Consider the following 25,358-nt stretch of genomic DNA (forward strand, 5'->3'; position numbering starts at 1 on the left):
CCATGAGACATTAAATCAAGCTTAAATTTCTTTATCGTTTTATTTACTGGAAGAGCCAAATCCGCCTTGACGTTGAGCAGTCGTTTGATCTTGATCTGCTTTTAAAAATGGTAAGAAGATCCCTTGACCGATACGCTCACCTTTCTTGATTACTACATCCTTGAAACCAAAGTTGGTGAATTGGAACATGATATGGCCTTCATTTGCTTCATTATTGTAATAATCGCTGTCAATCACACCCACGCCGTTCGTCAACACTAAAAACCGCTTCAACGGATTGCTTGAACGGTTAGCAAGCTGCAAAAATTCATCTTCTCCCATGTAGGCTTTTATCCCAGTAGACACGAGGATCGGTTTTAACTGTTTTTCATTTTCTGATACGTCTTTTTTCAATGCATCTGCGACGGTTTCCAATCCTTTTTTCCAGCCTGCTTTCCAGATACTTGGGATCACGACCTCTTCTGCTGCTTCAAAATCATAGCCAGCAGCATGATGTGTAGCGCGCTGCGGTAGATTGATATTTTGCTCTTTATATTTAGAAATAACTTCAAATCCTCTTTTTCTCACCGGTTTTCCTCCCTAAATAAACTACTCCTATTCTAACATATTCGAGGCTATAAAAGACTCTCTTTACAAATTCTTCAAGAAATTCTGCTATCCTAAAGTCAACCATTAACGCGTTCTTTTACCGAACAACTGCAAGTTGTACAAAAAAACTATTTTTTACATGACTTTACTCGTCAAAACAAGTAGAATAGAACGAAATTAATGAGTGGATATTTGATTGAGGTGTCACATGCGTAAAGAAATAAAAAATGCAAAACGAATTATTGTCAAAGTAGGAACAAGTACATTGATCTATCCCAATGGAAACATCAATCTTGCAGCGATCGATCAGTTAGCTTTTGTCCTTTCCGATCTTAGAAATCGTGGAAAGGAAGTGATCTTAGTCTCATCGGGAGCTGTAGGCGTCGGTATGCATAAATTACATTTGTCAGAACGTCCGACTTTGATCCCTGAACAGCAAGCTGCGGCGGCTGTTGGTCAAGCCGAATTGATGAATATCTATAATCAAAGATTCAGTGTATATAATCAGCAGACAGCACAAATCCTCGTGACAAGAGACGTGGTAGATTACCCTGAAAGTCGTAAAAATGTGAGGAATACATTGGAACAGCTTTTGATCATGGATACGATTCCTATCGTAAACGAAAATGATACTGTCGCAGTAGATGAATTAGATCATCTGACAAAATTTGGCGATAATGATCAGCTGTCAGCAATCATGGCAAAACTTGTCGCGGCAGACCTTTTGATCGTTCTTTCTGATATCGACGGTTTTTATTCAGATAATCCGACTACAAATCCCGAGGCTCAGATGTATCGCTATATCGATAAAATCGATGAAAAGATTCTGGCACAAGCAGGTGGTGCAGGCAGCACCTTTGGAACAGGCGGTATGCAAAGTAAATTAAAAGCAGCTTCTAGGATATTTGAAGCAAACAGTGCAATGATTTTAGCAAATGGGAAAAATCCGGCAATCATTTTTGATATTCTTGCAGGAAAAGAAGTAGGTACTTTATTTAAGGAGGACTTGAAATGACTGATTTGATGCAATTAGGGCAACAGGCAAAAGATAGTGCGCAACAACTAGCACTTATGCCTACAAACCGTAAAAATGAGCTACTTATTCAGATGGCGAAAACCATCAAAAAGAATCAACAGGCGATCATCGAAGCAAATCATAAGGACTTAGAAAAAGCAGTCGAAAACAATATCAGTGAAACGATGCAAGACCGCTTGCAGCTGACGCCTGAACGAATCAATGCCATGGCTGCAGAGATCGAAAAGATTGCTTCGTTAGACGATCCTATTGGAAAAGTAGATGAGATGTGGACGAACACCGACGGATTGAGAATCGGCAAAAAGCGCGTGCCCCTCGGCGTGATCGGTATCATTTACGAATCTCGTCCAAATGTCACGACTGATGCAGCCAGTCTAGCGTTCAAATCAGGGAATGCCGTTATCCTTCGCGGTGGCAAAGAAGCATTCTTCTCGAACCAATTGCTGGTCCAATTATTGCAGCAAGTACTGCTTAGTGCTGGCGAATCTCCTTATGCCATCCAGTTTGTCGATGATACTTCTCATGAAACTGCAGAACAGTTGATGCGATTGACAGAATACTTAGATGTGCTGATCCCTCGAGGCGGAGCAAAATTGATCCAACGAGTCAAAGAACAGGCAACGGTACCTATCATTGAAACAGGTACAGGAAATAATCACGTATACATCGATAAAGAAGCACAGTTGTCTATGGCAGTGAAAATCATCGTCAATGCAAAAGCTTCCCGTCCTTCTGTCTGCAACGCGGCAGAAACATTACTGATCCATTCTGAGATCGCACCCTTTTTCTTACCAGCCATTGAAAAAGAACTGGTAGAACACGGCGTCTCTTTACGTGCGGATGCTCGTGCGTTAGAATATCTAGAGACAGCTGCTTTAGCAGAAGAGGCAGATTGGGATACTGAATATCTGGATTATATCCTTGCCGTCAAAGTAGTCGATTCTTTAAGCGAAGCAATTGCGCATATCAACCGACATAACACCAAGCATTCAGAAACAATCGTGACAGATAGCTATTCGGCTAGTCAGCGTTTCTTGAATGAAGTGGACGCGGCGGCTGTCTATGTCAATGCCTCCACTCGTTTTACAGACGGATCGGTATTTGGTTTTGGTGCAGAGATCGGTATCTCCACTCAAAAGCTACATGCCCGTGGTCCAATGGGTTTAAATGAATTGACTTCCACAAAATATATCATTTATGGCGATGGACAAATCCGCGAATAATGTTTCGTGTGAAACATTATTCACGCCTTTTGCCTTTTTTCTGTAAAGGTTCTATCCAACTAGAAAGGTGTCAATATGTTTGAAATTTTAATGATTTTTTTTATTTACCTTATTTCTCTGAATATCGCTGCTTTTCTAGGAGTCGGTATTTTATCCCTTTTTTTTCAGTTCAAAAAACGAAGCATAGGGAGTCAACGGGAAAAATGGGCGCAGTATTTTGACAAAATTGGTCCAAAAGGTTTGGTTGCTCGCTTACACATCAGCTACATGGTTGCATTATGCCTGTTAGCTGGAGTCAATTACTATTCTTTTTTCGATCATTCAATTGCCTATACGATTACGTTGCTGATTGCTGGGATCTTTCACTTATCTTATAAATATCAGCTGAATAAAAACCACTTGAATCGGACTTTCCGCTAAAAAATATCCGTACGATAAGTAGGGTGCCTTGAACATCGGCAAAAAACTGCCGAACTTTTTAGAGCGTGGGACAAAAGTAAAGAAAAACTTTTGTCCCACGCTCTAAACATGTATAAACGGCGGGAGCAGAAGCAACTCCTTCGGAAATAAGCTGAAATTCACAAAAATTTGAAAAGCAATTTTCGTGAATTTCTTCTTATTTCTTGGAGTTAAACGCTTCTGTCCCAGCCTCTTCCCATATAAACGGTGTTCTCCTACCAGCTGCCTGGTAAATCGGTTTCCTCTTCGTTAAGAAGCGAAAACCCGTCAAATGTTTCGCCATCATAATAACGAAGCAGCTCATCCATGGACAAGTTCATCGTTTTTTCTTTTTCTTCTTCCGCTGATTCTGCCAATAGCTGTTCCCGATACATCTGATACATACCAGCTATTTTTTGCTGCATCGCTTTTCTAGTTTCACCTTCCGCGTTGATCATTGGCAATTCTTTGATATAGCCACGATAAATCAACCGATCATCTGAAAATTCAATGGGTAATTCAACGAGTGTCAACCCGACTTCCTGAAAATATTCTTCCAGCATCTATTATCCCCCCATTCTTTTTCTTAAATGAATTTTAGCTTACCTACTGAAAATTTTCCAGTTTCATTATTTTGAGAAAAAAAGGGAATGTGACAAAAATCGTGTCACATTCCCTTTTTCCGAATAAATGGTGTTCAAAAGCCAGTTTCTCGGTATTAAGCCAAATTTATGCAAAAATGTAGAAAGCCATTTTCACAAAATTTTTCTTAATACTTGAAACTAAACGACTTTTTCACAACCTCTGGTTTCTTATTCTTCTTCATTTGTAGCAAAATAATTACGGTGATAAATGATACAACATACACTGATAAGAACAATGGCACCTGCAAAATAAAACGCATAGCTTTCACCAATATGTTCGCCGATCACACCTGCAATAAATGGTGCTAAAGCTCCACCGAAAAAGCGGACAAAACTATAGCTGGAAGAAGCAACGTTTCGTTGCAGACCGGGTATTTCCATAGCAATCGTCGTCAACAATGTATTAATGATTCCTTGGAAAAATCCTGCTAACACAATACTGATCGGTACAAGGACTGGCATAGAAGTTCCAGCTCCTAATAACAGCAAACAAATAATGAATAAGACAAATGCAGCTAAAATCGTCCGATAAGTCGTAAACTTCCGCTCAAGAGCCGGTGCAACGAAAATCGAAGCAATAGCCAGAAGCACACCCCAGCCAAAAAATACAAAACCGACTTCTAATTCAGAATAGCCAATCAATAAAAATGGCGCATACGCAAGTAAAGTAAAGAATCCGAAATTATATAACAATGCGATCAGTCCAACTGAACGAAGTTTATGATTGCTTAACGCTTTGACACCTTCCCAAAGGCCTACTTTTCTCTTTGGTTTCTCAGTTTCAGGTAAAAGTACCGCTAGGGCTATAAAACCGCAAAACATCAAAAATGCTACCCCAAAAAATGGATAACGCCATGAACCACTACCCAAGACCCCACCGACTAGAGGACCAACTGCCATTCCGCAACCAAGTGCTGCTTCATACATCATGATTGCTTTTTCTGTGTTACCGACTAAAATACTGACGATCGTTGCTAAAGCAGTAGAGACAAACAAAGCATTCCCGACACCCCAGCCGGCACGTAACCCAATCAACATACCGATATTGCCAGATAATCCACCAAGACCAGCGAATACAACGATGATAAACAATCCGGTCATCAATGTTTTTTTCAAGCCAATCCGACTAGATAAGAAACCTGTAAATAGCATCACCACACCAGTGACTAACATGTAACTAGTAAATAACAGGGTCGTTTCAGCTGGCGTAGCGTTTAACTGTGCAGCAATCGTTTTTAAGATCGGGTCTACTAGGCCTACTCCCATAAAAGCGATCATACAGGTAGCTGCTACAACTAGCGCCGAACTTTTCCCCTTTGTTTCTTCATTTGTTTGTTCTTGTATATCTATTTGATTCTCCAATATTTCCATCCCTTTCTCTCTATTAGCATCATACATGATTTATTTTACATGTCAATATGCACATGTAAAAAATGTAAACTTTACTGTGATATAATAAAGAAAATAAGACGAGAGGTAGGGTTTTTATGAATACTTTAGCCTATATATTATTATGCGTGCTTTTATCCAAACCGCGTTCTGGATATGAATTGAAGCAGCTGATCACAATTTTTTGGGAAGCTCATCACAGTCAGATCTATACGACACTTGCCAAGTTAGACCAGCAGGGTTATGTGACCGTTTTGGACAAAGACGAGCACTCTCAAAAAAAGATCTACCACTTAACTGATGAAGGACGTGCCCTTGTAGAAGAATGGATCAAAGAGGAGACCCCAGCTCCTACGCAAAAAGATGAATTTTTAGCAAAAATCTATGCTTTTTCGACACTCGACAAAACAACAGCTACTGGACTGCTATTCACTAGAGAACAACAGCTGAACAAAATCATGCAAAAAAATAAAAAAAAATTGAATGACCTCTCGCTAGACAAGAGACAAGAATTTGGGCGTTATGTTGTGATCCAGCGCCGAATCATGCTTTGTCAGCAGGAACTCCAATGGTGTCAGCAAGTAAGAGAACAAATGCAGCCGTTTTTTGAGTAATGGATAAACAGAACCTTTCTAGATTTATCTATTAAGCAACGAATCATCTTCACTAAAAGAACGATACAGCAAAAGAACGATACAGCTGAAAAAGAAAAACGATCCGAAAGATAGGCAAGAACCTATCGTTCGGATCGTTTTTCTTTCTAGAACTGCATTGAAGAGAATGTGACAAAAAGCAGGTCACAACCATTTTTTCAAATATACAGTGTTCCATCATTCATTGCTTTGAATGGCTTTCAACACACTTCTTGAAAGTGGGCCAACGATGATCAACTGCAACGGTAAAGCGGCAATCACATTCATTTTCCAAGCATTCATATAAGCAGAGAATAATTGATCAGGTATTCCTTGTTCCATGATTACACCAAACAAAGACATACATGTGACCATTCCTAAAACCATCAAGCAGGAAATAGTTAAGATCATTTGGACCTTGCTTTCTGGATTTACTGGTAGTTTAAAGGCAATTTTTTTCGCCAGCACACCGATGATGAAGACATCCAAAATGAAAGCCACCACGAATCCAGGCACTAGACCAATCAACAAATTTGATAAATGAAGATCTTGATGCAGCCATAAATTATACGCGCTCATCCCCAAGACCATCAAAAAACACATCATTGTTGTAAAAATTATTCCTTCTTTTTTATTTGTAGGCAATCTGTACCACTCCTTTAAATTTGTCACGAAAATCATCGTAGCACATTTAAAAATTTCTCGTAAGTACTTTTTTTATTTTCTGCCCTTTTATTTCATAAACTTCATCAGCCGTACGCTCGACAAAGTAGGAATCATGAGAAGTAAACAAAATCGTTCCCGGATATACTTGCATCAGCTTCTCTAAAGCTTCGATCGTTGCCATATCAATGAAATTAGTCGGTTCATCTAACAGCAACACATTACTTGGCTTAGTAAAAAGCAAAGCAATCGTCAAACGGGTCGCTTCTCCCCCACTTAACGTACACAACGGTTTCGCCAGAGTTTCCTGAGCAAACCCTAAGTGATTCAGCAAACTGCGGACAAGCGATTCCGAAAACTCTGTTTGTCTCATGACAAAACGAATGACGCATTCTTCAGATGTCATTTGATAATCCTTTTGCTGATAGACTTGAATGCTTACTTTCGGAGAGAGAAGGATTCCTTCTCCTTGTTTGCGGATATGTTCCAATAAAGTTGTCTTACCTGAACCATTTTCGCCGACAATCGCGATTTTTTTACCTAAAGAAAATTGAAAATCGCTATTTATCAGTAATGTTCTTCCGTTTCTTTCCAATTGGATATTTTGTCCCATGATTGGATAACGATTGTGGAGTGCAAGAGATTTTGGTACTGGAAAACGGATTTGTTTCATCTGTTGCGGCTTGGTTGTTTCTCCTATTTTTTGGAGTCTTCTCTCTAATGTTTTCGCATTCTTTTGGATGGCTTTTTGTACACTGTCTTTTTGTTTAGAGGAAGACAACCGATCCGGTCTAATTTGTTGCTTTTTCTTTTTACTGGACACTTTTTCCAACTTTTCCGCTTGTTTTTTCTTTTCTTGGAGCGATTTTTCCAATCGTTTTTTCTCTTGCATGATCGACTCTGCTTCTCGTAGCTGAGTCTTTTTCTCCAATTCCTTTTGAGTGAGATAGGCACTATAATTCCCCGAAAACTCTCGGATTTCTCCGTCTTTTACTTCCCAGATTTTCGTTGCCAGCTCATCTAGAAAATAGCGGTCATGACTAACAAAAATCAGCGTGCCATAATAATAACGAAGCTCTTCAATTAGTCGATCCATACTTTTTCTATCTAGATGGGTTGTCGGCTCGTCTAGAAGCATCCCTTGTTCATAAGAAGAAAGAAGACGTATCAACTCGATCTTTCGTTCTTCCCCTCCACTCCATTTCCGTTCCGAAGTTTCTTCCAGTTTTAACTGGAAATGACTGGCTAATTCCAAATTCAGATCCTTTGTTTCAGTAAGATAAGTTAATTGAGGCAGATAGTTGAAAGTGATCTCTGTTTGGATTTTCCCTTGATCGGGGATAAGTTCACCGGCTATCAGTTTCAGCAACGTTGATTTACCGACTCCATTTTCTCCTATGATTCCTATCCGATCTTGCTGATAGACACGAAGAGAATCAATAGATAATTCTAACTGGTTACCAAAACGAACTTGCAGGTTTGTTATATTTATTGCTAAATTTTCCATATGTTTTACACTCCTATTTCATGTAAAACAACAATTATCGATACTAAAAAAGAGCAGAAAAATCTGTTTGCAAAAAACTGCATAACATCTTTTCCTACTCTGAACGAAATAACTATGACTAAATCATCAAATCTGTCATAGCTTTCACCTATTCTACTGTCGTTCGAAAAAATGGACATACTCCACCCATGAAATTGTTGTTTATACATGTCTTTTGAATTTATTTAGTTGTTATTCAAAAGTTCAAAACGTAATTTCATCGATGCAGTCATTTTTCCGACCTCCTTTTTTATTAGGTTACCACACACGATTCAAAAAAAGCAATAGCTACTGAATAGTAACTGAAAACCTTTTATTTGAACGTAGTGATCTTTTCTGGTGCTAAACGAACAGACTCGTAACCTTCTTCTACCGCTTTTCCTATTGATAAAATAATAACTGGAACATAACGGTCTTTATCCAAACCAAATGCCTCTGCCAACTGATCTGCTTCGAATCCACCAATTGGATTTGTTTCATAGCCATGATCACGCGCAACTAGCATGAATTGCATAGCCGCTAAGCTAGAATCGACTTTGACTACATCGTTCATTTCTTCTCTTGAAAAACTCTTGTAATAAGGAATAATCGCAGCTAATTGTTGATCTCTGACTTCTTTTGGCATCTTCCCTGATTCGTAAGCTTGGTTATAGATTTCTTCGCCATATTCATAACATTGCATATCGCCAAAAATCATGACCATTGCAGAAGAAGTATCATTTTGTCTCGTATTGAAACGAATCAAAGGACGCAAAATTTCTTTTGCTTCCTCGCTTTCAGCGACCACAAAGCGCCATGGTTGCATATTGACAGAAGAAGGAGCAGTCGTCGCTTCTTTGATCATTTCCAGCATTTCTTCGTGTGGGATTTTGTATGTTTCATCATATACGCGAACGGATCTTCTACCAGTCATAATTGTTGAAAAATCATTTTTTTGTTCCATTATTATTAACCTCTTTCGTTTCTGTTGTTATATTGCAAAGTTGGGTATTCAATTTATCTAAAAGTGTTAGGAATTGTTTCATTTCTGCATCGCTGAAAGCTGGGGACAGCACGGAACCTGTATCTTTATGGTCCATTTCACAATGCTCGATTTTCTGCTGGGCTTTTTCTGTCAGCGCTACGTACACTTCCCGGTTGTTCTGAGGATTTCTCTGACGCGAAACATAGCCGTTTGCTTCTAATACCTTCAAATGACGAGTAACTGCTCCTTGATCAATCTGCAACTTTTCTTGCAAACTGCTTTGCAGCAATGGATTTTCTTCTTTCAGTCTCATCATGATCTCGTATCTAGTAAGACTTATACCGATATTTTCCTCAAAGATCTGGACGATTTTTTGATCGGCTAATTTGATTTGATATAAAAGGTGGCTAATCTCTTCTAAAGACATAATTTCCTCCTCTCTAATAATTGACTAGTCAACGATTGACTTATCAATAATAGAATAAAAAAAGAAAAAAGTCAAAGAATCAGCTGTGAAATTAAAAAACAAAGGCTTTCAATAGAAATGAGTGTAAATAAAAGAAATCTCTTGTAGAATGAAAAGAAGGAACAATAAAAAAGAAAGAGAGGATAATAATGTGAGAAAAAGAATAGTAGCCGCAGTATTTCTCTTAGTGAATGCGACGTTGTTACCTAATAGTCTCGTATTCGCTGATACCGTTTTGTCAAATGTTCAAACAACAGAAACATCTGCCCTATCAGAAGATGAAAGCGCACCATCCCAATCAAGCCTATCTGGAGAGAATTCCTATCAAAATCTAGAAGACAGCTCTTCTGCCGTAGAAAATTTTACACCGCCAAAAATCTCTGGAAATCCCTCTTTGCAAGGAGCAAATGGTAGATTTGAACAAATGAAACCTGATAAAATCCACCTTTCAGCTTCAAAACAAACAAAGGAATCGTTCATTCAGCAGCAATCTGCTCATAGCTACATTGATGCGCAAGGTGTGTATGAGATCGTCTCTACTGATGTCCAGCTACCCGGTGGACAATGGGTGGATAAAGGAACGATCCAACTGGTCATACCGACAGAACCAACAGAACAAGTCACCAATTATTTGGCCTATTATGTAGCAAAAAAAATCAAAACCTATTCTTTACCCTTGGAAAAATCAGCAGATTTCTTGATGTTTGACGATTCGATCACTCTAGACAAGGAGCATTTTCTTTCTTCCGTACGTGCGTATTACACAGAAGTTGCAGCTGGTCCTATCATTCAAACACATATAAGTATGACAGAAACCTATACGACTCTGAATGAAACTGATATTTATCCTACCTTCTATCGCCAAGAAGAACATCAAAAAATATCTGGACCAGCCCTCATCACAGATAAAGTAGCGTTATCGGATCAAACGACTTGGGTACATATCCAAACAGCAAACTATGAAGGATGGGTAGCAGCAAACTCTGTAACTGCTCATGAGCCAAAAACAGTTCCAGTTGAAGCCTCACAAGGTCAGCTTTCTGAATCAGCCGTTGCCTCTCTGTCACTTGATCAAGCTTGGCTAGAACAATCAGAGGAAACCATTTCACATTCAGAAAGTTATCACGTACAAAGAGCAGTCCAAATCAGCGATCAAGTGTTTTATGTGCTGACAGCAGAGGATTCTTCAATCGTTTTTGTCCCACAGAAAGAATTCCAACCAGAGGATCCAGTATCAGCAGAGACTGATTCCTCAAATGAACAGATAGGAACAGCTGAAAGTACAGCATCTGATTCAAAAGAAACAACTGATTCTTCTTTCCAGCCGCAAAACAAAGTGCCACAGACAGATGAATCTACCTTGCGTACTGCACGTCCATCTATTACCTATAGTACACATGTCAAAAATCGTGGTTGGCTACCAAATGTTTCTAGCGGTCAACTTTCAGGAACAACAGGTCAATCTTTACAAGTAGAAGCTTTTCGTATCCATCTTTCATCCTCCCTCTCTGGTGCTATTGAATACACCTCTTATGTCCAAGGTTCAGGATGGCAAAATTGGGTAGCTAACGGCGCTATTTCTGGCACGACTGGACAAGTCAAACAGATTGAAGGAATCAATATTCGATTAACTGGACAATTAGCAGCAACTTACAATGTTTATTATAGAGTCCATGTACGAAATTTTGGCTGGCTTCCTTGGACAATGAACGGAAATCCTTCCGGTACACTTGGATACGGTCATCAAATCGAAGCAGTTGAAATCCAATTATTGGACAAAAACAGTTCCGGTCCTGCTACTAACGGTATTTCTTATATCGAAAAGGAACCATCCGTATTGGCGAATACTCACGTAACTAACAGAGGATGGTTAGGCCAGACAGATGCTGCTAATCAAGCTGGTACGACTGGCCAACGGTTAAGTCTTCAAGCAATGCAACTGCGTTTATCTGAAAATACGATTGGTGGCGGTATCACTTATCAATCCCATATCGCTAACAAAGGTTGGGAAACCAACTGGGCACAAAATGGCACGATTTCTGGCACGACTGGACAAAATCTGCCTATTGAGGCGATCCGCATCAATCTGACTGGCACAATCAGCACCCGATATGACGTTTATTATCGTGTACATGCACAAGAATTCGGCTGGATGAACTGGGCAAAGAACGGTGAATCAGCTGGTACACAAGGCTATGCTTACCGTGCAGAAGCGATTCAAATTGTATTAGTAAGGAAAGGAGGAGCCGCACCTGGTGCAACTACTCGCGCCTTTCGTATAGCTCCGCCTAGAATCACGTTGCAAGGACATGTATCGAATATTGGCTGGGTAAGCCAAACTAGCCTGAACAACTCGATCAGCTACGCAAATCAAGGAAGACAATTTGAAGCGATTCGCGCAAATTTAGGAACATCAAGATATACTGGTGGTATCCAATATGATTCACACATAGCTGACAGCGGTTGGACCAGAACTGTATCCAATGGAGCGATCTCAGGAACGACTGGACAAAATCGCTCTCTTCAAGCCTTTTCCTTTCAGTTAACAGGAGAACTTGCTGAAAACTATGATATTTATTATCGTGCCTTTGTTCGTTCCAAAGGCTGGTTAGGCTGGGCATCAAATGGACAAAAAGCAGGCTCTGTCAGGATGAATTTGCCTGTTGAAGGTATCCAGCTGACCATTGTTGAAAACGACCGACGGCCAAGTGGCTATCAGCCAAACCAACTGACGATTCTAGGACAAGTGAATGAGCAGACACCTCAGGGAAGATTCATCAATTCCGTCAGCCAAAGTGCGAATCGTATCGCGCCTGCTCATGGCTTGTATACTTCTGTCATGTTGGCTCAAGCGATCCTAGAAACAGGATATGGCACAAGCTATCTAGCTCAGCACGCGAATAACTTCTTTGGGATGAAATTCAAAGACGGCGAAGATGAAGGAAAGTATGGCTATATCTGGCATATATCTAACGAAGTGATCAATGGTGTCGTTGTCCCTGTCAATTCAAAATTTCGGGTCTATCAGTCCACTGACCAATCCTTCTTAGATAATGCCTTAAAATTAAGATATGGTGTTTCTTGGGACCCAAACCGATATGCGGGAACATGGAAAGTCAATGCACGTTCTTATAGAGATGCTACCCGTGCATTAACAGGAACATACGCGACAGATCCTGATTATGGTCAAAAATTGAATAATCTGATCGAATATTGGAAGCTGGATCAATTTGATTGAACGGGCATAAAAAAAGGTTGTGACAACATTCTTGTCACAACCTTTTTTGAGTAAACGGTGTTCAAAAACTTGCATCTACGGTAATAAGTCCAGCCAAACGAAAAACATGAGAAACTGCTTTTGTTTGGCTGTTCTTATTACTTGATGCAGGACAGCTTTTTCACAACCTCTTGGTAAACGGTGTTCAATCAGCTGACCCTCGGTATTAGCTCAACAAACGGCAAAATATGAAGAACTATTTTACCGTTTGTTTCTCTAATACTCAGGTCAGGACGCTGATTTCACAACCTCTTTTTAATAACCATAAAATCCTATTCCTTCATATCTCCAGCCCATTGGCGTTAGCCAATCTCTTTCTTTCGCACTTAAGGTATAGTGATGGGTACCAGTTTTTTCATTTGGATTGAATAATCGATAGATTGGCTTGGAACCACCAGAATAAAAACTTAGACCTTCATAGCGCCAACCGATTTTTGTTAAAGAGTTGATCTCAGATTGCGCCATTGTGTAATGATGGTCTCCGCTGTAAGGATTGTATAAACGGTAGACAGGCTGTCCACTGTTTGGTGCTTGCCAAGCAATCCCTTCATATTCCCAGCCTACAGTTGGCAGATAATTTTTTTCGCCGGCATTCAATGTATACAAATGCTCTCCTGTATGACGATTATATAAACGATACATTGGAGAAGTTGAAGTTGGTGCTGTATCATACTGCGTCAGATTGTAAGTCTCGATTACATTGTTTAATGTAGCACCATAATTAGGCGCAGTGGCATAACGACCGGTCAACCAAGCTGTAGCATCCTTGTAAGAGTTCGTATTGCTTTTCCATGCACCAGAATAGTAATACACGCCCGGCTGGAAAGAAGTCGTCTTCAATACCGTCACATTATCTTGTAATGATTCTTTGTACGAAGGGTATTTTCTAAAAGCAGCATTTACCGTGATCCATTGTCCGTTTACATATTCCGAAGTAGGCATCGTAACAGATTGGCCATTATAGCTTCCTTTGATTCCAAATAGATTGTAATTAGGAGCAGAAGCCAAAGCACTGTTCCCCCAGCCGCTTTCAACGATTGCTTGTGCAATCATGACTGATGCGTATAAGTCATTGGCACTTGCCAAGCTTTGTGCAGTGGATGCAATACTATCAATGAATGCTTGTTGAGAATTAGCAGATGAGCGGGCAGAAAAAGCGTAGCCAGTATAGTTTTCGAATTCAGACAAATCTGCTTGATGGGTATGTGTCAATGTTTGTCCATCCGTCAATTGGTTCGTGATTTCTTCCGCATTCTCTGGATTTTTCTGAGCTTCTGCTGATGTGCTTTCTTCCGTTTGCGGTTGTTCTGTTGTCCCTGTTGTTGATTCTTCAGTTGAAACCGTATTTTCGGAGACAGCAGCTGACTGCAACGTACTTTCTGTATCGTTTTCAATTCCTATTTCTGAAGAACTCGTTGTCTGAGTTGTGACTGTTCCTATCGTTTCTTCAGCTAGCACGGTTGTGTTGGCAACTGCTAGATTTCCTAAAAGAATAACGCTAAATAATAAATTCTTTGCTTTCATCTTTTTTCTCCTTTGGATATGAAACTTTTCCTAAATAACAGTGTAACTAAAAAAGTAAAAGTAAGTCAATGTCCATTTTTAAATAACTTTTGTTTTTTGATAAAATTGCTTTTTCTACATAAAAAAAACGTGAATGAAGAACCTTCTTCATTCACGCCTTATTTAGTTAGTTGGTCATTTGAATAACCAATAACAAGTAATTCTCTCTGGATATTATCCGTTATGAATTATACTTCCTGTGTCGTCGGACGGATGATCATGTTGCTGACAGACATCCGGTCTGGCGTTTCTATCGCAAATGCTACAGCAGATGCTATATCTTCAGATGTTAATCCCCATTCTTTTTGCGCTTCATGAAGTTCACGAGCGGCTTTTTTGTCGCTGATTGTTTGATATAATTCAGTTTGAACAGCTCCTGGAGAGATGATCGTAGATTTGATGTTATTTTGTCGCTGTTCTTGACGTAATCCTTCCATGATCGCACGGACAGCAAATTTTGTTCCGCAATAAACGGCAGAATCAGGATAAACAACATGACCTGCTACAGAATCAGTTGAAATGATATGCCCAGATTTTTGTTTTTCCATGATTGGAAGTACGGCGGAAATCCCGTTTAAAACACCCATGATATTGATATCAAGCATATTTTGCCATTCATCTCGGTGTCCTTCAACTAATGGTGCGGTTGGCATGATCCCTGCATTATTGTACAATACATCGATTCGACCGAATTTTTCCATCGCTAAATCGATTACTGCTTGGACTTGCGCAAAGTCTCTTACATCTGCTGTTTGAATATATAGCTCAGCTTCTGGTAAAGATTCTTTTATTGCTTTTAGGCGATCTTCTCGGCGTGCGGCAATGACTAGTTTAGCTCCTTTTTCTGCTAACAGCTTCGTTGTTGCTTCACCGATTCCGCTTGAAGCGCCCATGATGACAATCACTTTTTCTGATAAATCATTCATTCTATTCTCCTCCTGTTTTGAAAAATCTTTTGCTTGTACTTACTATCTCTTATTTCATCTTACTCTTCAAATAATCCGTTCGACAGGTTTGACGATTTTGGCAGGGATTCCTGCAACGATGGTATTGTCTGGGACATCTTTCGTAACAGTTGCATTCGCTGCAACAATGGCATTCTCGCCAATCGTTACGCCTGGCAGAATAGTTGCTCCTGCTCCGATCCAAGCATTTTTCTTGATGTGGATTGGCTTTACTGACAAGCCTCTTCGTTCTGTTGGATCGGTTAGATGGTTTACCGTGATGAGATTGACACGAGGACCAATCAATACGGAATCTTCTAAACAGATACCACCCAAGTCGACGAACATCGCTTGACGATTGATAAAGACATTTTTCCCTATACTAATATGTTTGCCGAAATCTGTATAAAAAGGCAGCAGAACAGTCACCGTATCATCTACTTTGTCACTAATGATTTTTTCTAGCCGTTTGCGGATATCTGCTGGTTCATGGTACCCAGTATTCAGTGCTGCTAAAGGCTCTTCGTTTTCCGCTTGGATCTGATGGATCACTTCAAAAAGTGGATCCGTCACTCGAATCTCTTTATTAACGATTTGTTTTTCGATGGCACTTGTCATTTTGCTCCCTCCTTTTATCCTTACTTTATAACGGACGGCTTACTATGTCTAATATTTATAAAATATACTTAACTATTCATTTTAGCTATACTTAGTGATATACTTTTTAAAAACAGGAGGGAAAAAATGGATATTCGTATACTGACGTATTTTTTAGCAGTAGCTAGAGAAAAAAATATCAGCCGAGCAGCAAAATCGCTGCATATCACGCAACCTACTCTCTCAAAACAACTGAAAGATTTAGAAGAAGAACTTGGTGTGACACTTTTCACTCGAGGCTCCCGAGAGATACAGTTGACGGATTCTGGTCGATATCTTTATTCAAAAGGAAAAGAAATCTTGTCATTGGTGGAAAAAACGACGAACAACTTAACAAATGACGAAATCATCTCTGGAGAAATCTACATTGGTGGCGGTGAAACTCAAGCAATCTCTTTCATTTCTGATAGCCTTCATTCGTTGATCAAAGCGCATCCTGATATCCAGTTTCATTTATATAGTGGGAATGCAGATGATATCATGGAGAAATTGGATAGCGGGCTACTCGATTTTGGAGTCGTGATCGAACCGACAAATAAGCAAAAATATCAGGCATTTCGACTACCTGCCCAAGATCGTTGGGGACTTTTGATACATCGGACTCATCCTTTAGCAAAACAAACCGTCATCCATCCACAAGAACTAAAAACTGTTCCTTTGATCATTTCCCGGCAAACGTCAGTGGACAATCAACTATCTGAATGGCTAGGTTTCAGCATAGATCAGTTATCGATCGTCGGAACATATAACTTATTGTACAATGCTTCTTTAATGGTCAATAATGGGACTTTTGGTGCATTAGCTCTAGATGGCATCATCAATACTTATGGGACGGAAAAAATATTTATCCCACTCGATCCGCCATTACAAGCTTCACTGAATCTCATTTGGAAAAAAGACCAGCCGCTTTCTCCTGCAGCTCGTAAATTTTTAGATGTCCTAACGGAGAAATACAGTTAAGCAGCGTTTCTTTCCTTCGCTTTCAGCTTTTTAACAACGAATAAGACAAGCAAAAGATTCAATAATTAAATAACACAAGTTTCTTAATCTGTTCCTTCATTTTATTTCTGATAATTCCATTAAATTACTATAATTATAAAAAAAGAATTGACAAAACATAACTGTCTATATAAAATGATTACGTTAACAATAATTCGTTTCATGTGACTAGATCATACTAGGCATGAAAAATCTCTGAGGAACATGGTTTCCCTAGGAGGTTTTTCGTGTCTATTTTTGTTTGGCCGCAATCAACGGGTCTAGCAGACATGAAAACCAAATCTTCAAAAAGGGTGCGCGCATGAAAATCAAAAAGATCTTTAATCAAAATGCAGTATTGGTAGATGACGGTGGGCAGGAAAAAGTAGCTATTGGAAAAGGAATTGGATTTGACAGAAAAAGAAATGATTTGATCTTTGATCGTGATATTGAGCGGATATTCGTCATGGAGCCAGAAGGACAAATCAAATTGCAAAATCTACTCAATCAGATCGATGAACGCTTTTTGTTTGCAGCAGAAGCAATCATCGATCATGCGGAAACTGTCTTGATGGAGAAACTGAATGAACATGTGTTGATCGCTTTGACCGACCACATTGCTTTTTCTGCGGAGAATATCAATAACGGTATCGTCATCCGCAACAAGCTTTTGAGAGAAATCGAAGTGCTTTACAGTGATGAATTCAGTATTGCTCAATGGGCAGTAGAATATCTGACAAAAGAGCTTGGGATTCCATACACTTATGACGAAGCAGGATATATCGCAATCCATATCCACAGCGGACGAAGCGGTCGAAATAATAACCATCGCAGTATCCGTGAAGTGACGATTGTATCTGATATCATCCATTTAGTGGAATCAGAATTGGAAACAGATATCCATTCAGAACCATTTTCACTGAATTATTCAAGACTGGTGAATCATTTACGACTGCTTCTACAACGAACCCATGCACAACAATATGCTGTCTTAGATACGGAAATCGTAGAAATGGTCAAACGAAAATACCCAGAAAGCTATAAGATTTCTAAAAAAATCCGTGTGTTGCTGACCAAAGAATACCAGCTCGCGATCACGAAAGAAGAACTGGGTTACTTGGCCATCCATATCGAGCGTTTAAGAAGCGCAATCGTACAAACAAATGTTAACAATCATGAGGAGGAAAAAAATTGAAAGCATATCTACAACGAATGGGACGTTCCCTTCAACTCCCAGTTGCGGTCTTACCTGCTGCTGCTTTGCTAGTAGGGATCGGGAACTGGTGGGCATCTTATAGTAACGACATTGTCGCTCATTTTTTACAAGCTGGCGGTAACGCAGTTTTAGGTCAATTGCCTTTGCTGTTTGCTGTTGGGTTAGCACTAGGGATGTCAGTGGACAAATCAGGTGCTGCTGCCTTAGCAGGTTTGGTTGCATTTGAAGTTCCAGTAAATGTTTTAAAAACTGATTCAGTAGCTACTTTATTGAATATCAAACCAGAATCAGTTGATCCATCTTTTGCTCAGATCAGTAACGTATTTATTGGTATTATTGCCGGATTGATTGCGGCAGCTCTTTATAATCGTTTCCACGAAGCAAAATTACCGATGGCTTTATCTTTCTTTAGCGGTAAGCGTTTAGTGCCAATCTTGGCTGCCTTCGTCATGCTGCTGATCAGTGCAGTGCTACTGCTCGTATGGCCTCCGGTTTACTCTGCTTTAGTTTCTTTTGCTAAATTCATTTTGAGTTTAGGCTGGGTTGGTGCAGGTCTTTATGGCTTCTTCAACCGTTTACTGATCCCTACAGGATTGCATCAAGCAATGAACTCCGTGTTCTGGTTTGACGTAGCTGGAATCAATGATATCGGTAAATTCTTGGCTTCTGAAGGAACAAAAGGCGTAACAGGAATGTATCAAGCTGGATTTTTCCCAATCATGATGTTCGGGCTTCCAGCCGGAGCATATGCTATTTACAGAAATGCCCGTCCAGAAAACAAAGCAAAAACAGCTTCCTTGATGTTAGCAGCAGCTTTTGCTTCATTCTTTACTGGTGTAACAGAACCACTTGAATTCTCATTTATGTTCGTTGCTTGGCCATTATATGTCTTGCATGCCATTTTCACTGGGATTTCTTTAGCAGTCAGTGCATTCTTCCATTGGACAGCAGGATTTGCCTTTAGTGCCGGATTTGTCGATTACTTCCTATCTTTGAAAAATCCGATTGCGAATCAGCCATTGATGTTGATCGTCCAAGGGTTAGTAACAGCAGTAATTTACTACTTTGGCTTTAACTTTGCTATCAAAAAATTCCATCTGATGACTCCTGGCCGCGAGGAAGCAGATCTTTCAGATGACGATACTGCAACGACTAATTCAGACAATAAATATGCTGCACAAGCAAACAAAATCTACGCTGCATTAGGCGGAGCTGATAATGTAACTTCAATCGACAACTGTACTACACGTCTTCGTTTGCAAGTCAAAGATACAGGACTGATCGATCAAAACAAAATCAAAGCCACTGGCGTACCTGGAATGAAAATCATTGATGGGAAAAATGCGCAAGTCATCGTAGGTACAGAAGTACAATTCGTTGCAGATGAGATGGCAAAATTACATGGTGGCGCTGCAGCACGACCTGCACAAACAAACACCGTGGTTAAAACAGAAACATTTGCCGGTGGAACGATCGAACAAGATATTTACGCTATCGCAAATGGGAAACTGATTCCAATCACTGAAGTTTCAGATGATGTATTCGCGGAAAAAATGATGGGTGACGGCTATGCTGTATTACCAGAAAATGAAGAAATCTTCTCTCCAATCGCTGGTACGATCACAAACATTTTCCCAACGAAACATGCGGTCGGAATCCAAACAGATGCTGGTATCGAAGTCTTGCTTCATATGGGCATCAATACTGTTGACTTAAAAGGTGAACCATTCACTTTATATGTAGAAGAAGGTCAAAAAGTCGCAAGAGGTCAATTGATTGCTTTAGTTGATCTTGCTGCTATTCAATCTGCAGGCAAAAACACGGATATGGTCGTTGTATTCACAAATGGCGACAAAGTCCAAAGCTTAGAAATCGAACCCGCACGTGATGTAAAAGCAAATGATAAAATCGGCTCTGTTTCTAACAAAGCCTGAGCCATCGTCTTTCCCAGACTTTTTTATCGATAAACAAAAGAAGCTGAGACAAAAATCTTGTCTCAGCTTCTTTTTCTGAATAAAAATGGCGTTCTCCTACCAACTCCGCGGTAATAAGTCCAGCCAAACGAAACATATGAAGAGCTATTTTTTATTTGACTCTTCTTATTACTTGATGCAGAACAGCTTTTTTACAACCTCTGGTAAACGGTGTTCAAAAACCAGTTTATCGGTATGAAGTCAAATTTATGCAAAAATGTGGAAAGCCATTTTCACAAAATTTTTCTTCATACTCAAAACTAAGCGGCTTTTTCACAACCTCTTTATATCACCCATTATTCCTGATCCAGTATTTCTTTCAATGCTGCTTCAAGAGAGACTAATGGTTTTTCCAAAACTTTTTCTAAATCATCAGAGGAAATAGCTAACTGATCTTTTTTGATATCATGTTGGATCGCTAAAAACATGTCAGCTGCTGCTTGAGGGAATCCGGCTTCTTTTAGATTTTCGACAAACGCTACATCACTTGCTTCAATAATTTCTAACTCTTTACCTGTCGCACGCTCTAATGCCTTGGCTAATTCTTCATAGTCAGTTAGATGGCCGGATAATTCTAAGATTTCTGGGGAATCATTCTCTACTAGTACTTTTGCTGCGGCTTCTGCATATTCCCGTTTCAATGCCCAACCTGTTTTTCCATTTCCTGCAGCATAAACGAATTGACCAGTTGCTAAAGCTTGCCCAATGATAGGTAATTCATTCTCTACATACCAATTGTTCCGTAAAAATGTATGGGGAATACCTGAATCCTTAATCGTTTTTTCAGTGAATTGGTGATCTGGCGCTAATACACTGATTGAGTGATCGGCATCTGCAAAACTTGTATAAGCGATATAAGATACCCCAGCTGCTTGCGCTGCTTTCACTACATTCTCATGTTCGGCTTGGCGATTTCCTGGAACGCCAGAGACAAAAAGCAATCGATCTATTCCTTTCAACGCTTCTTTCATTGAATCTAAATCATCATAATCACCAATACGTATGTTAAATCCAGCTTCTTTCAGTGCTTCTCCTTTTTCTTCACTACGTACTAGTGCATAGATTTCATTTTGTGGAACCATCTTTTTTAAAAATTCCAGCGCATAACCACCAAAACCTCCAGTTGCTCCTGTTACTAAATAATGCATATTTCCCACTCCTTATTCTTTTTATTTGTTAAGATTTATAGCTGTACATTTATAAATTACACCTTTATCATAAAGAGTGTGGTAAGATAAGTCAAGCAAAAAAAATGAAAGGATGTCAACTGATGAAGTATTCTCTGCAATTTAGTGATGCAATCCATGTACTTGCCTATATTGAAATGTTTCAAGATACCCGATTGCTTTCTAGTGAGATGATTGCCAGCAGTATCGAAACAAATGCAGCCAATGTACGTAAAATCATGAGTCAGCTCAAAAAATCCGGCTTGATCCTTACAAAAACCGGAAAACCGCAACCTTCCCTTGCCAAAAGACCAGATCAGATTTCTTTACTAGATGTCTATCGTAGCATTGAAGGTAATACACAGCTTATCCAAGTCGATCCAAAAACAAACCCAAATTGCGTCGTTGGTGCAAATATCCAAGAAGCTTTAGAAGAAAGCTACGCTCGGCTGCAGAAAAAAGCAGAAGAAGAAATGGCTAAGATCACACTTGATAGTCTGATACATAAAATAGCCGTTTTGGAAAAAGAAAAAAGACCAGAAAACACAGGCCTCGTAGAGAGATTTTTATAATTCTCTCTACTGGGCCTGCATTTTTCTGATCGGAATCGTCTACATAAATTCTTTTATTCTCCGGGAGACAAAAGCCTTGTCATGCCTCTTTTTTCTCTCTAATATTCAGGTCAAAGCACTGAAGTCATGACGTCTTGATAAACGGTGTTCAAGTAGCTGACCCTTGGCATTAGTTCTGAAAAATACAAAATATGGAAAGCTATTTTCCATTTTTCCTCTCTAATGCTCAGGTCAAAGCGCTACTTTCACGACCTCTATATTATCATGGTTTGTTGACTACCGGTATCCAGATTTCTCCAATGTATTTCCCATCGATAACACCCATTTCGACGACAGCATTCGGACCACCAACATAGGCGTAATCTTCTACTTCTCTTAAAACATGTCCAAAGGCCGTATTCGTCAAATCGTTCCTTAGTTCTTCAGGCGACTCAGATGAAGCGCTTACAACGAGATACATTCCTTTTGGAAATGGGATGATCCTCGTAGTGTTAGGAACATCCTGGCTCGTTTGAACACCCACATAGTACATCATTTTCCCATCATAGGGTTCGTTGACTGTAAAGAAATAATGATTTTCAGCAGCTTGTTTCAAGGTGTCTATTGTTCCGTCACTGATGACTTTTTGCTCAAAGGCTTGCTTCTCTGCTGCCAAACCAACAAAATCTGTATTGCTACTTTTCAATTCCACACCAATACCTGTCACTGCAAACTCTGGTTTTTCTTCAATCTTATACTTTGCCATTTCTCCCACCCTTTCTATTATGTTAAGTTTATCTTACGTAAAATTAAAGGGAATTGACAAAGTTACGTTCTTTTTCATAGAGGTGCTTTTATTTTTTAACTATTTCTTTAATTTTACTGCAATCCAAATCTCACTGTAAACATGACTGAAATCCTCTCCCCATTTTGTAAAAGAGATCTCGGGAGCTTCAACTAGCTCATAATCTGAAGAAGGAAGCCATTCTGCATAGATTTTCCCCCAAGTGTCTTGTAAAGTTTGGGGAAATGATCCTTTATTAGGAAAAATGGCCCAAGTATGTTCTTCTATAGCAAGCATTTCTAAATCATCGTACGGATTTTCTTTTGTCGTAGCAAAGCCGATCATGTGCATTAAACTACCCTTTTCTTCCAAGCGGTCTCCATCAAATCCATAAGAAACGTTGATTACTTGATGTGGATATAAATCTCCTAACTTATGCATCTCTTCCCTTTGAATCTCCGTGATCGTCTGCGCTAACTTTTGTATTTCTTGATTGACTCCTTCAAATTGGACAGGGACTTTTTTCGCCACACCTGCCACATAAAACTGTTCTTTCTTTTCGATACGAAATTCCATCGATTTTCCTCCTCTGACATCAATAAAAAATGTCAAGCGTGGAAAAGATTTTTGTATGCCATATCTGCTGATTTCTGAAGGCAGATAACCTGACCAATCACGAAAAGCTCTTGAAAAACCCTCGACTGTTTCATATCCATATCTAAACGCCGTTTCTGTTACTTTTTCCCCACCTAGAAGATCGCGATTAGCCAAAGCCAATCTACGGTTTTTGATATAGTCCATCAGAGACATCCCTGCAATAAACGTAAAGATGCGCTTTAACTGATATTCAGAGATTCCTGTATTTTCGGCTATTTTTTTATAGGTAAGACTTTCTGTCAAATGTTCTTCGATGTAATCAATCAATTGGTTCAGATCTTTAAGCATGTTTATCTTCCTCCTTGCTTGCCTTTTTATCATATTATCAAAGAAAGTCAATTACTTGATGAATCAGGAACCAATTTAGTCGGGTATAGAAAAATTTGTATGGATTTAAAGAAAATTCTCAAGCAGCGTTTTGTAACGGATAATTGGTAGTATCTGCCTACTTATGTTTTACCTTTAGAAAAAATGAATTTTGGGGAAGACACATTCTAAGTTAACAAAGCAGGAAAAATAGCTTTTACCCCCTTCGTTAAACCGCTTACTATTTACTGTACAAAGCAAGCGGCTGTTCGGACTGTTGATACGAACGCTGCTTGAACCTTTCTTTGCGTTACATCATACCTCTTTAATCAATTGGAACAATTATTTATTTCCAACAAAATTCCTTCATTTTTGCCAGATAAATAAAAAAACAAAAAGTTCCATCTTTAATACGCTATTTTTTTACTTTTTCTCTCATTCTTTAAGAAAAGGAACGCAGAATTAATTTTTGACAATTCGAGAAAAAGTTGCTTCACAGATATGGTAAAATCAGCTACTTTTTTCTTTGACGATTCTTTATACTAAATATAAACAAGTGTTTCATGAAAGGAGAACTATATGAATAATTGGCTTGAACTTTTTCCTGAAAACATTTTGGAACGCGGGTATAGCTATCATCTGCACGGGTTTGTCAGTCATTTGAACTATACGAGCAAACACTTGACCGCAACAGTTTCTGGCACGGAAGATTATAAGGTAGTGATCACATGGGATGAAAAGGCGAATATGACTTGCGATTGTCTATATGCCATAGAAGGAAAAAACTGCAAGCACATGGCGGCTGTCTTATTCGCTTACGAAGAACGTCCAATAAAAAAATCCAACTACTCGCTTTCCGAACTCTCTTCCCTTGTTTCTTCCGCTAGTTCCTCTCTTGTACGGGAACTTTTAACAGAGATTCTTATAGAACATCCGCAATTTATCGAACGCTTCAAAGAGAAGATCCCGCTCCATGCAGTAAACTACACAGATAAATTAGCAACGATCATCCACAAATACGATCATCCTATCGGAAAAAACAAAAACAGGAAAACAGCGAAGTTCATCATGGAGATGCGAAAGTTCATCCAAGAAGCTGTTGAGTCGCTTATACAGCAAAATGCCTATCTTCCCGCATTCGAATTGATCAATGAAGTGATTGCTACTCTTGAAACATGCTATTTGGAGCCTGCGGACGAACGATCACTTCTTCTGATAGAGGACTGTTATTATTTATGGAAAGAATTATTAGCAGAAGCACCCCGTGCAGAAAAAAGACAAATGTTCTCTTGGTTCGTCTGCCAAGTCGATCATACTGACGCCTCTTATTCAAAAAACTACTCCATAAAAATCCTGAAAGAAGAATTTCAGGAAAAAGAGTTTTCTAGCCAAAAGAAAAAAATAACCAAAAAACGAAAAAAATCTGTAAAAAAAAGCGAGCCCCATAAAAAAGGACAAACACACACGGACAAGCAGTCTAAATCCATCAAAAAAACAACTGGCTCTACTTTAAAAAATACGGATGATACAAGTAAAATAGAAAATTTGAAAAAACGTTTATTAGCATCTGACAGTATCCACTTCCCTACATTGGAAAAACTAAAAAACGCATGCCCACCTGAAACGTGGTCGATCATACGCAATGAACTGTTTTCAGCTCTTAAATATCATAAAAATGTGGATCGCTTTTATGCAGC

At 39.3% G+C, this 25,358-nt stretch carries 22 protein-coding genes and 1 pseudogene; 10 read left to right on the plus strand and 13 right to left on the minus strand.

Going from position 1 to position 25,358, the window contains the following annotated elements:
- Positions 1 to 39: 39 nt before the first annotated feature.
- Positions 40 to 567 (minus strand): dUTP diphosphatase, encoded by a 528-nt coding sequence (locus IGJ53_RS13325; RefSeq protein ID WP_438750438.1) that lies wholly within the window; start codon positions 565 to 567, stop codon positions 40 to 42.
- Between the two features lie 229 nt (positions 568 to 796).
- On the opposite strand from IGJ53_RS13325, the gene proB reads away from it, so the two are divergent.
- The 3 genes from proB (at position 797) to IGJ53_RS13340 (ending at position 3,267) form a co-directional block, all read left to right on the plus strand.
- Positions 797 to 1,603 (plus strand): glutamate 5-kinase, encoded by an 807-nt coding sequence (proB, locus tag IGJ53_RS13330; protein WP_002287451.1) that lies wholly within the window; start codon positions 797 to 799, stop codon positions 1,601 to 1,603.
- Positions 1,600 to 2,847: a glutamate-5-semialdehyde dehydrogenase gene (locus IGJ53_RS13335; protein WP_172891680.1), complete on the plus strand. Its 1,248-nt coding sequence runs from the start codon at positions 1,600 to 1,602 to the stop codon at positions 2,845 to 2,847. The genes proB and IGJ53_RS13335 overlap by 4 nt, the downstream gene beginning before the upstream one ends.
- A gap of 75 nt (positions 2,848 to 2,922) precedes the next feature.
- Complete coding sequence (locus IGJ53_RS13340; RefSeq protein ID WP_002293100.1) at positions 2,923 to 3,267, plus strand: hypothetical protein; 345 nt, start codon at positions 2,923 to 2,925, stop codon at positions 3,265 to 3,267.
- Between the two features lie 254 nt (positions 3,268 to 3,521).
- Here IGJ53_RS13340 and IGJ53_RS13345 read toward each other — a convergent pair whose 3' ends face one another.
- Together IGJ53_RS13345 and IGJ53_RS13350 are read right to left on the minus strand one after the other, a co-directional pair.
- A complete protein-coding gene (locus IGJ53_RS13345; protein ID WP_002373352.1) occupies positions 3,522 to 3,848 on the minus strand; it encodes a hypothetical protein in 327 nt (108 codons plus the stop codon).
- A 249-nt stretch (positions 3,849 to 4,097) separates the two neighbouring features.
- On the minus strand, positions 4,098 to 5,300 hold the full coding sequence (locus IGJ53_RS13350; protein WP_002296013.1) for an MFS transporter: 1,203 nt from the start codon (positions 5,298 to 5,300) through the stop codon (positions 4,098 to 4,100).
- A 116-nt stretch (positions 5,301 to 5,416) separates the two neighbouring features.
- On the opposite strand from IGJ53_RS13350, the gene IGJ53_RS13355 reads away from it, so the two are divergent.
- Entirely contained in the window at positions 5,417 to 5,932 is a 516-nt protein-coding gene (locus IGJ53_RS13355; RefSeq protein WP_259742388.1) for a PadR family transcriptional regulator, read from the plus strand.
- 216 nt (positions 5,933 to 6,148) lie between these two features.
- On the opposite strand, the gene IGJ53_RS13360 is transcribed toward IGJ53_RS13355, so the two are convergent.
- From IGJ53_RS13360 to IGJ53_RS13375, 4 genes are all read right to left on the minus strand, one after another.
- Complete coding sequence (locus IGJ53_RS13360; RefSeq protein ID WP_259742389.1) at positions 6,149 to 6,595, minus strand: DUF2798 domain-containing protein; 447 nt, start codon at positions 6,593 to 6,595, stop codon at positions 6,149 to 6,151.
- A 46-nt stretch (positions 6,596 to 6,641) separates the two neighbouring features.
- Positions 6,642 to 8,120, minus strand: a complete 1,479-nt coding sequence (gene msr(C), locus IGJ53_RS13365; RefSeq protein WP_259742390.1) for an ABC-F type ribosomal protection protein Msr(C) — start codon at positions 8,118 to 8,120, stop codon at positions 6,642 to 6,644.
- A 352-nt stretch (positions 8,121 to 8,472) separates the two neighbouring features.
- The gene (locus IGJ53_RS13370) at positions 8,473 to 9,102 is read right to left on the minus strand and encodes a nitroreductase family protein (RefSeq protein ID WP_002310475.1); all 630 of its coding nucleotides are present in this window, start codon (positions 9,100 to 9,102) and stop codon (positions 8,473 to 8,475) included.
- Positions 9,086 to 9,550, minus strand: a complete 465-nt coding sequence (locus tag IGJ53_RS13375; RefSeq protein ID WP_002315865.1) for a MarR family winged helix-turn-helix transcriptional regulator — start codon at positions 9,548 to 9,550, stop codon at positions 9,086 to 9,088. The genes IGJ53_RS13370 and IGJ53_RS13375 overlap by 17 nt, the downstream gene beginning before the upstream one ends.
- 148 nt (positions 9,551 to 9,698) lie before the next feature.
- On the opposite strand from IGJ53_RS13375, the gene IGJ53_RS13380 reads away from it, so the two are divergent.
- Entirely contained in the window at positions 9,699 to 12,827 is a 3,129-nt protein-coding gene (locus IGJ53_RS13380; protein WP_311135327.1) for a glucosaminidase domain-containing protein, read from the plus strand.
- Positions 12,828 to 13,121: 294 nt separating this feature from the next.
- Here IGJ53_RS13380 and IGJ53_RS13385 read toward each other — a convergent pair whose 3' ends face one another.
- The 3 genes from IGJ53_RS13385 to IGJ53_RS13395 form a co-directional block, all read right to left on the minus strand.
- Positions 13,122 to 14,390, minus strand: coding sequence for a glycoside hydrolase family 73 protein (locus tag IGJ53_RS13385; protein WP_259742392.1), 1,269 nt, complete (start codon positions 14,388 to 14,390; stop codon positions 13,122 to 13,124).
- A 227-nt stretch (positions 14,391 to 14,617) separates the two neighbouring features.
- Positions 14,618 to 15,355: an SDR family oxidoreductase gene (locus tag IGJ53_RS13390; RefSeq protein WP_010733116.1), complete on the minus strand. Its 738-nt coding sequence runs from the start codon at positions 15,353 to 15,355 to the stop codon at positions 14,618 to 14,620.
- A 66-nt stretch (positions 15,356 to 15,421) separates the two neighbouring features.
- Entirely contained in the window at positions 15,422 to 15,991 is a 570-nt protein-coding gene (locus IGJ53_RS13395) for a DapH/DapD/GlmU-related protein (RefSeq protein WP_002372464.1), read from the minus strand.
- A gap of 126 nt (positions 15,992 to 16,117) precedes the next feature.
- On the opposite strand from IGJ53_RS13395, the gene IGJ53_RS13400 reads away from it, so the two are divergent.
- The 3 genes from IGJ53_RS13400 to nagE all read left to right on the plus strand — a co-directional run bounded on the left by IGJ53_RS13400 (position 16,118) and on the right by nagE (position 20,158).
- Entirely contained in the window at positions 16,118 to 16,990 is an 873-nt protein-coding gene (locus IGJ53_RS13400) for a LysR family transcriptional regulator (protein WP_259742393.1), read from the plus strand.
- A 340-nt stretch (positions 16,991 to 17,330) separates the two neighbouring features.
- Positions 17,331 to 18,203, plus strand: a complete 873-nt coding sequence (locus IGJ53_RS13405; protein ID WP_010733114.1) for a PRD domain-containing protein — start codon at positions 17,331 to 17,333, stop codon at positions 18,201 to 18,203.
- Positions 18,200 to 20,158, plus strand: coding sequence for an N-acetylglucosamine-specific PTS transporter subunit IIBC (nagE, locus tag IGJ53_RS13410; protein WP_259742395.1), 1,959 nt, complete (start codon positions 18,200 to 18,202; stop codon positions 20,156 to 20,158). The genes IGJ53_RS13405 and nagE overlap by 4 nt, the downstream gene beginning before the upstream one ends.
- Before the next feature lie 335 nt (positions 20,159 to 20,493).
- On the opposite strand, the gene IGJ53_RS13415 is transcribed toward nagE, so the two are convergent.
- Positions 20,494 to 21,345, minus strand: a complete 852-nt coding sequence (locus IGJ53_RS13415) for an SDR family oxidoreductase (protein WP_259742396.1) — start codon at positions 21,343 to 21,345, stop codon at positions 20,494 to 20,496.
- Positions 21,346 to 21,467: 122 nt separating this feature from the next.
- Here IGJ53_RS13415 and IGJ53_RS13420 point away from each other — a divergent pair, with 122 nt between their 5' ends.
- Complete coding sequence (locus IGJ53_RS13420; protein ID WP_002314309.1) at positions 21,468 to 21,935, plus strand: Rrf2 family transcriptional regulator; 468 nt, start codon at positions 21,468 to 21,470, stop codon at positions 21,933 to 21,935.
- A gap of 262 nt (positions 21,936 to 22,197) precedes the next feature.
- Here IGJ53_RS13420 and IGJ53_RS13425 read toward each other — a convergent pair whose 3' ends face one another.
- Both IGJ53_RS13425 and IGJ53_RS13430 read right to left on the minus strand, forming a co-directional pair.
- Positions 22,198 to 22,680, minus strand: a complete 483-nt coding sequence (locus IGJ53_RS13425) for a GyrI-like domain-containing protein (RefSeq protein ID WP_025478253.1) — start codon at positions 22,678 to 22,680, stop codon at positions 22,198 to 22,200.
- Between the two features lie 99 nt (positions 22,681 to 22,779).
- Positions 22,780 to 23,643, minus strand: coding sequence for an AraC family transcriptional regulator (locus IGJ53_RS13430; protein ID WP_259742397.1), 864 nt, complete (start codon positions 23,641 to 23,643; stop codon positions 22,780 to 22,782).
- Positions 23,644 to 24,240: 597 nt separating this feature from the next.
- Here IGJ53_RS13430 and IGJ53_RS13435 point away from each other — a divergent pair.
- A pseudogene (locus IGJ53_RS13435) lies at positions 24,241 to 25,083 on the plus strand (SWIM zinc finger family protein); the annotation flags it as partial.
- Positions 25,084 to 25,358: the final 275 nt, after the last annotated feature.

This window comes from Enterococcus sp. DIV1283b, assembly GCF_051710965.1.
Classification (GTDB): Bacteria; Bacillota; Bacilli; order Lactobacillales; family Enterococcaceae; genus Enterococcus_B; species Enterococcus_B lactis.